General features: G+C 67.7%; 8 protein-coding genes. 2 read left to right on the forward strand and 6 right to left on the reverse strand.

The window, feature by feature from the left end:
* From ndhC to NBV68_RS15660, 3 genes are all read right to left on the reverse strand, one after another.
* The coding region (gene ndhC / locus NBV68_RS15650) for an NADH-quinone oxidoreductase subunit A (protein WP_296311491.1) at positions 1–213 on the reverse strand (213 nt) is incomplete at its 3' end.
* A gap of 132 nt (positions 214–345) precedes the next feature.
* On the reverse strand, positions 346–1,578 hold the full coding sequence (locus NBV68_RS15655; RefSeq protein WP_296311477.1) for a hypothetical protein: 1,233 nt from the start codon (positions 1,576–1,578) through the stop codon (positions 346–348).
* A complete protein-coding gene (locus NBV68_RS15660; protein WP_296311479.1) occupies positions 1,575–3,026 on the reverse strand; it encodes a coniferyl aldehyde dehydrogenase in 1,452 nt (483 codons plus the stop codon). Before NBV68_RS15660 ends, NBV68_RS15655 begins: the two co-directional genes overlap by 4 nt.
* A gap of 137 nt (positions 3,027–3,163) precedes the next feature.
* Here NBV68_RS15660 and NBV68_RS15665 point away from each other — a divergent pair, with 137 nt between their 5' ends.
* The gene (locus NBV68_RS15665) at positions 3,164–4,360 is read left to right on the forward strand and encodes an acetyl-CoA C-acyltransferase (protein ID WP_296311480.1); all 1,197 of its coding nucleotides are present in this window, start codon (positions 3,164–3,166) and stop codon (positions 4,358–4,360) included.
* A 23-nt stretch (positions 4,361–4,383) separates the two neighbouring features.
* Here the strand turns inward: NBV68_RS15665 and NBV68_RS15670 are convergent, their stop codons facing one another.
* Entirely contained in the window at positions 4,384–4,881 is a 498-nt protein-coding gene (locus NBV68_RS15670) for an SH3 domain-containing protein (RefSeq protein ID WP_296311483.1), read from the reverse strand.
* Positions 4,882–4,977: 96 nt separating this feature from the next.
* Between NBV68_RS15670 and NBV68_RS15675 the strand changes: the two genes are divergently transcribed.
* Positions 4,978–5,988: a D-glycerate dehydrogenase gene (locus NBV68_RS15675; protein WP_296311486.1), complete on the forward strand. Its 1,011-nt coding sequence runs from the start codon at positions 4,978–4,980 to the stop codon at positions 5,986–5,988.
* Here the strand turns inward: NBV68_RS15675 and NBV68_RS15680 are convergent.
* Both NBV68_RS15680 and NBV68_RS15685 read right to left on the reverse strand, forming a co-directional pair.
* A complete protein-coding gene (locus NBV68_RS15680; RefSeq protein ID WP_296311487.1) occupies positions 5,985–6,683 on the reverse strand; it encodes an alpha/beta hydrolase in 699 nt (232 codons plus the stop codon). The two genes, NBV68_RS15675 and NBV68_RS15680, sit on opposite strands and share 4 nt — an antisense overlap.
* Positions 6,684–6,703: 20 nt before the next feature.
* Positions 6,704–7,708 (reverse strand): nitronate monooxygenase (locus NBV68_RS15685; protein WP_296311489.1); only part of this gene is annotated, 1,005 nt, incomplete at its 5' end.

Consider the following 7,708-nt stretch of genomic DNA (forward strand, 5'->3'; position numbering starts at 1 on the left):
GATCGCCACGAGGTAGAAGCGCACGTCGAACTGGCTGCGCGCGTCCTCGAAGGCGGGAAAGCCGCACTCGTATTCCGAGAGCTTCTCGGCATCGGGATTATGCGTGCCGGTGAGGCGCGAGACCGCCATCGGGGCCACGACGAAGAGCACCGACAGCCCGAAGGCGACCAGCACGAATAACAGTATCGGCAGATACTGACTGAGGTCGATCACGACGATGTCCAAGCTATTAATCCCGTCGGTCGCCCTAGGCCTGTCGCGCGCACCGCGCAAGCCTGCGACTCGGGGAAAACCCAGTAGCGGTGTTGCAGGAAATCGAACAGTCGTTGCGGCCGGGTGTCCGCGTCAGCGAGGCCCAAGCGGCAAGCGGCGGATGACCGTGGGAAGCGCCTCCATCCCCTCGCGCAAGACGCCCTTGTCGTAGCGGTCCCATTGCCCAGTCGCCACATAGTAAAGCACGTCGTCGGCGATGCTGCCGCCCAGCGGCTCGGTCCAATCGGGATGGGCCTGTTCGAGCACGCGGCGCGCGGTGATGCGCGTGCCGTCCTCGGACAGCCGGAAGGCGCTGATCCGCATCGGGCTGGTGCCGTTCTGGACCGCGATGAGCTCGCCGCCGTGCAGCCACAGCCCGTCAACCCCGTCGAGCGCGGCCTCGACGTCGCTGGCAAGCCGCGTCACCGTGCCGCTGGCAAGGTCGATCACGGCAAGGCCATAGCGATAATCGCTGAGATAGAGCCGCGCCCCGTCCGCACTCACCGCCTGCCCCTGCGGGGAGCGGAAGATGCCGGGGGGCACCAGCGCGGAGAGCGCCTTGGCACCGGGCTTTGCCCGATAGACCCCGCCGCCGATGGGATCGCTGGCATAGACAGTGCCGTCCGGCCCTACCGTGAGATCGGAGACCGCGACCCCGGCGGGAGCGGGAATCATCAGCAGATCGTCCGTGTCGCCGGTCAGGCCGATCAGCCCGTTGAAGCCAGGAGGCTCCGGCGCCAACCCGTCGATGTTGGCCGAGGCGACCCAGCCCAAACTTCCGTCGGGTGCATAGGTGAGGCCCGACAAGGCCTGCGCACGCGGGACCGGGACCTCGATCCATTGGCTCAGCCGGGCGAGGGCGAACAGCGTGCGCCGCGACACCGAGCTCGCCAAAGCGCCGTCTTCGCCCGGGACCACGATGACGCTCTCGATCAGCCCCGCCTCGGCAGGGAGTGTGCTGAATACGGTGCTGGCGGCGATGATGAACGGCGGGCGGGCGAGGTATGTGCGCGCCGCCTCGGCATGGGCGGGGCCGATCAGCGCGGGGATCTGTGCCTTCGCCCGCTCGCTGAACACATGCCCCCGTGCCGCAAGCCAGCGCAGGCTGGCAAGCGCCCCCTCGCCCTGACCAGCTTCAAGCTGCGCGTTGAGCAGCCGCACCCGCACGCTGATGCTGTCGGGAAAGTCGCTAGCGAGTTGCTCGAGCCCCGCGACATCGGCAATCTGCCCGGTGCTCGCATCGACCGCGCGCCATGCCGGCGAGGCCTCCCCGGCGCACAGCGGCGCAGCGAGGCACAGCACCAGCGCAGCAACAAGCGCCCTCATTTCATCATGCGCGCTGCCGCCCCCTCGGTCGCCTTGCCATAGGGCGGCTTCAATCCGCCCAGTTTGGCAATGTCGATCTTGGGCTGGTGATAGACCGCGCGGGCATGGCTGAACTCGCGGAAACCCTCGATCGCGTGATAAGAACCCATCCCCGAAGGCCCGACCCCGCCGAAGGGCAGATCCTCCATCGAGACGTGGAACACCACGTCATTGGTGGTCACGCCACCGGAGATCGTGCGGGTCAGCACCCGCTCCTGTTCACCCTTGTCCTCGCCGAAGTAATAGAGGCCGAGCGGGCGGTCGTGCTCGTTGATGTAGTCGACCGCCTGATCGACCGACTTGTATGTCATCACCGGCAGAAGGGGTCCGAATATCTCCTCCTGCATCACGGTCATGTCGTCGCTGACCCCGCGCAGCACGGTAAGCGGCATCTTGCGCTGGTTGGCGTTGCCGAAATCCTCGCCCGCCGGATTGACCTCGATCACCTCGGCGCCCTTGTCGCGCGCGTCGGCGACGAGGCCTTGCAGGCGCTCGAAGTGCCGGTCGGAGACAATCGAGGCGTAGTCGTCATTGTCGAGCACACGCGGATACATCGCCGCCGCCGCATTCGTAACGCCCGCGACCGCCTCGTCGGCCTTGTCCTCGGGTACCATCAGGTAATCGGGCGCGAGGCAAATCTGCCCAGCATTCATCATCTTGCCGATCGCGATGCGCTCACCCGCCTTGGCGAAATCGGCGCTGCGGCCCATCACCACCGGCGACTTGCCGCCCAGTTCCAGCGTCACCGGCACGAGGTTCGCGGCCGCCGCCTGCATCACGCGGCGGCCCGTGGCAGTCGATCCGGTGAAGACGAGATGGTCGAAGGTCAGGGAGGAGAACGCCGCGGCCACTTCCGGCCCGCCGGTGATCACCGCCACTTCCTCGGGCTGGAAATATTGCGCGGTGAGTTCAGCCATCAATTCGCTGGTCCGCTCGGTGAATTCGCTCGGCTTTATCATCGCCCGGTTGCCCGCGGCGAGCACCTGCATCAGCGGCCCGAAAGCGAGCTGCACCGGGAAGTTCCAGGGCGAAAGGATGCCGATCACCCCCTTGGGCTCGTAACGCACCTCGGCGCGCGCGCCCATGAGCCCGAGTGGGAACTGAACTTTCCGCTTTTCCGGCTTCGACCACTGGTCGATGTGCTTCAGGGCATGACTGCCCGCGCCCACCGTTGCAGCAATATCGGTGAGCATCGACTGATGGTGCGAACGGCTGCCGAAATCGGCGCTCATCGCCTTGGCGAATTCCTCGCCATGCTCCTTGACCAGCGCCATCGCGCGGCGGATGCGGTCCTTGCGCTGGCTGAGCGGCTCGGGGCGCGAGGCGGTGAAGGCGGCGCGTTGGCGCGCCAGCAGGCTCTCGAGTTCAGCGCGGCGGTCATCGGCCATGTCGTTCTCCCGTTCGGACATATGCGTTTTTGTTTGCGACGTGTTCTTGCGGAATACGCGCCCGGGCGCAAGGCGTATGGGTGCCCCGCGATTGCCATGCGCGCCTGCCATGACTACATCGCGGCCGATATTCCCCCCGTCACGCAAAGGACTTTGCCATGACTCAGCTCTCCCCCGCCGATCCGGTTGTGATCCTCTCCTATGCCCGCACCCCGATGGGCGCGATGCAGGGCGCTCTGTCGGACGCTTCGGCGACCGACCTCGGCGCGGTGGCGGTGAAGGCCGCGGTCGAGCGCGCAGGCGTTGCCGGCGATCAGATCGACCGCGCCTATATGGGCTGCGTGCTGCCGGCCGGCCTCGGCCAGGCCCCGGCGCGTCAGGCCGCGATCAAGGCGGGACTGCCGCTCTCGGTCGAGGCGACCACCGTCAACAAGGTTTGCGGCTCCGGCATGCAGACCGTCATCATGGGCGCCGAGGCGCTCGCCAGCGGCACCATCGACGTGGTGGTCGCAGGCGGGATGGAGAGCATGACCAATGCGCCTTACCTGCTGAAGAAGCATCGCTCGGGCGCCCGGCTCGGCCATGACACGGCCTATGACCACATGTTCCTCGACGGGTTGGAAGATGCCTATGAGCCGGGCCGCGCGATGGGCACCTTCGCGCAGGACACCGCCAATGCCTACCAGATGACCCGCGAGGAGATGGACGCCTATTCGATCGAATCGCTCGCCCGCGCCAACAAGGCGATCGCGAGCGGCGCCTTCGCTGACGAGGTGGTGCCGGTGACGGTCAGCACCCGCGCTGGCGATGTGGTGGTCGAGCATGACGAGGCCCCCGGCAAGGGCCGCCCCGACAAGATCCCGCAGCTGAAGCCCGCCTTCGCCAAGGACGGGACGATCACCGCGGCGACCTCCTCCTCGATCTCCGACGGTGCCGCCGCGCTGGTGCTGACCCGCGCGAGCGTCGCCGAGGCCAAGGGCCTGACCCCCGTTGCCCGCGTGGTCGCGACCGCGGCCCATGCCCACGCGCCCGCGCAGTTCACCACCGCACCGATCCCGGCGATCCAGAAGGTGCTCGCCCGCGCTGGCTGGGGGGTCGACGATGTCGACCTGTTCGAGGTCAACGAGGCCTTCGCCTGCGTGGCGATGTTCGCGATGCGCGATCTCGGCATTCCGCATGACAAGATCAACGTGAACGGCGGCGGCACAGCGCTCGGCCACCCGATCGGGGCGAGCGGCGCGCGGATCATCGTCACGCTGATCGCCGCGCTCAAGGCGCAAGGGCTGAAGCGCGGCGTCGCTTCGCTGTGCATCGGCGGCGGCGAGGCGACCGCGGTGGCGATCGAACTGGTCTGAGACTTGATGGCCGGGCGGCGTGCCTAAGCGTCGCCCGGCAGATCCTGCGAGCCCCACAGGCGCTCGGCCGCCATGAAGCCCTTGCGGCCGGCGATATCGACCTCGCACCACCCGGCCTTGCACTTCTTCATGCCCGCAATCACCCCCGGCTCGGCGCGCCACTTGACAGCTGCCCCGGCGCTCGGCGCGGCGCGCACCTCGGCAAGGCCGGTGCCGATCACCATGCCGCCGCGCTCGGGATCGAGCTGGCTCGCCGAGATCCACCCCTGCGTGCCCTCGTGATCCTCGACAAGCCGCCAGCCCTCGCGGACGCGCACCACCTTCACCGGGAGCCCCTTGCGCAGGTAAACCCAGGTTACCGGATATTCCGCGCTCGGCCCGACGCGCATGTTGACCTTCTCGAAGCGCAGCGCCGCCCAATAGGGCAGCACCCTGTCCTGCGCGCTGAGCGGAGCGACCAGCGCTCCGGCGGCAAGCACCAGCGCGAGGAGGCAAGCGATGATCTGGCGGAATCCCTGCATTCCTCAGGCGATAGCGCCTTAAGCTTCACCGATTCAAGCCTCGCGTGACGATCCGCGCCTTGACCGCCGAGGCCTTGACGGATTAGCCCTCCCCGCATGACCCAGCGCCCCCCCCGCCCGCTTGCCAGCCCTCCGCGCGTGATCGTCACCCGCCACCTGATGCCGGGGGTCGAGGCGCGGATGCGCGAGCTGTTCGATGTGGTGCTTAATGTCGACGACATGCCCATGACCCGCGAACGACTGGCCGACGCAATGCGCGATTGCGACGTGCTGGTGCCGACCGTCACCGACCGGATCGACGCCGACCTGATCGCACAGGCGGGCGAGCGCCTGGGCCTGATCGCCAGCTTCGGCGCCGGCACCGAGCATATCGACCTTGCCGCCGCCGCCGCGCGAAAGATCATCGTCACCAATACCCCGGGCGTGTTCACCGACGACACTGCCGATCTCGCCATGGCCGGGATCATCGGCGTGCCGCGCCGCATCCGCGAGGGCACCGCGCTGGTGCGCAGCGGCAAGTGGACCGGCTGGGCGCCCTCGGGGCTGCTCGGGAGGAAGCTCGCCGGCAAGGTGCTCGGCATCATCGGCATGGGCCGCATCGGCCAAGCGGTCGCCCACCGCGCGCGGGCCTTCGGGCTCGAGATCGCCTATACCAATCGCAAGCCCCTGCCCGAGGCGCTCGAGCGAATGCTCGGTGCGCGCTATGTCGCAGATGTCGATGCATTGATGGCCGAGGCCGACATCCTGACGCTCCACTGCCCGCTGACCGAGGAGACCCGCCACCTCCTCGACGCTCGGCGGATCGCGCTCATGAAGCCGGGCAGCAGCATCGTGAACACCGCACGCGGCGAGCTGATCGACCAGGAAGCGCTGATCGCGGCACTGGAATCGGGCCACCTCGCGGGCGCAGGGCTCGACGTCTATCCCGATGAGCCGAACGTCGATCCGCGCCTGATCGCTCACCCCAACGTCATGACCCTCCCCCACATCGGCAGCGCGACCGCCGAGGGCCGCGAGGATTCGGGCCACAAGGTGATCGCCAACATCCGCATGTGGGCCGATGGGCACCGCCCGCCCGATCAGGTGCTGACAGCGCTGGTGCGCTAACCCGCCAGCGCCCGCCCCAACTCGCTCACCACCCGTTCGATCGCGGGCCGGGTCGAGGCGAGCGCGAAGTGGTGGAAGGGCACCTCCACCTCCGCATCGCGCTCATGCGGCAATCCGCGCGCGGCGGCGGGGGCGATCACACCGTCCTTTCTCGACCATAGGGCAACCGTCTTCACCGGAGGCTTCATCGCCGGATCATCGGGCACCGGCGGGGCATCGACTGTGTGATCGTTGATCGCCTCGTAGAGCCGCCAGGCATTGTTAGCGCGCCGGTCGCCGGAAAAGGGCGTGCCGAGCGTCATCACCAGCTCGACCAGTTCCGGATGGCGCTGCGCCAGAACCCGGGCATAAAGCCCGCCGAGGCTCCACCCGACCAAGGCAACCTTGCGCTGCTCGGCCTGTGCGATCCCGGCAAGGCGGTCCACCGCGCGGGCGAGTGTCGCGGGCTTGATGCCTGTCAGAAAACCCATCTCGGAAGCATATGCAAGGTAGCCGCTGCCATCGAGCGTGCGGCGCAGCAGCGCGGTCGCGCTGTCGCTCGAGAGGATGCCGGGGATCACCATCACCGGCTGCCCGCCCCCGTCACGCGCCCCCGCGACCGCACGGGGGCGGCGCAGCGGGCTGAGCACGATCGGCACCGTGATCGGCAGCTCGCGCAACCAGAGCGAGAGGGGCGGCGGAGCGCTATCGTCCATCGCGCCGCCCTAGCGTCTCGTCAGTCGCCGGTCAAAATCCGCTCGACCAGCTCGCCCACGCTCGGCGTGTAGCCGTTCGAGAAGAACGGGTCGGTCTTGAAGCGATAGGCAGCGTGGCCCGCGAAGGCGAGGTTGTTGTCGGGATCATCGCCGTGGGCGATGTCCTGCAAGGTCTTCTGGATGCAGAAGCTGCGCGGATCGGCGAGGCGCCCGGTGGTGTAATCGTCGTGATCCTTCCACGCCGAAAAGCCGCAATGCGACAGGCAGCCCATGCAGTCCTGCTGGTCCTTGCGGATGGTGTCGCGCGCCTCCGGCGTCACAAAGACGATCGTGCCCTCAGGCGTCTTCAGGGGCTCGGTGTGCCCAGCGCGCATCCACATTTCGGCCTTGGTCTTGTCCTCGGGGCGCACCCAGAAGCTGCGCGCCTTGCCGTCTTCGCCGAGCTGCACCGTGCCCTCTTCCTCGCCCCGCTTGAAGAACGGGATCTGGCGCTCCGAGCGGTGCATCAGGTCGTAAAGGAACGGGGTCTTGACCGCGCTGGAGTAAAAGCCGGTGGGCGAGAACTTGTGGAGCAGCACATCGCCGGGCTCGACGGTGCGCAGCATGTCCTTCCATATCTGCGGGATCGGGCTTTCCTGCGTGAGCAGCGGACGCGTGCCGAACTGGAAGGCGATCTTGCCGAGCTCGGGATTGTCGATCCAGTTCTCCCACTCGCGCAGGTACCACACCCCGCCCGCCATCACGATCGGCACGTCGTCGGAGACGCCCTCGGCGCGCATCGTGTCGCGCAGCACTTTCACGCGGGGATAGGGGTCTTCGGGCTTGGTCGGGTCCTCGGCATTGGAGAGGCCGTTGTGACCACCCGCAAGCCACGGGTCTTCATAGACCACCGCCGCCATCAGGTCGGCAACCTTGTGGTAGGAGCGCTTCCACAAGGCACGGAAGGCGCGGCCAGAACTCACGATGGGCAGGTAATTGACGTTGAAGCGCGCAGCGATCTCGGCGAGCTTGTAGGGCATCCCCGC

The organism is Erythrobacter sp., assembly GCF_023653175.1.
In the GTDB taxonomy this organism is placed as follows: Bacteria; Pseudomonadota; Alphaproteobacteria; order Sphingomonadales; family Sphingomonadaceae; genus Erythrobacter.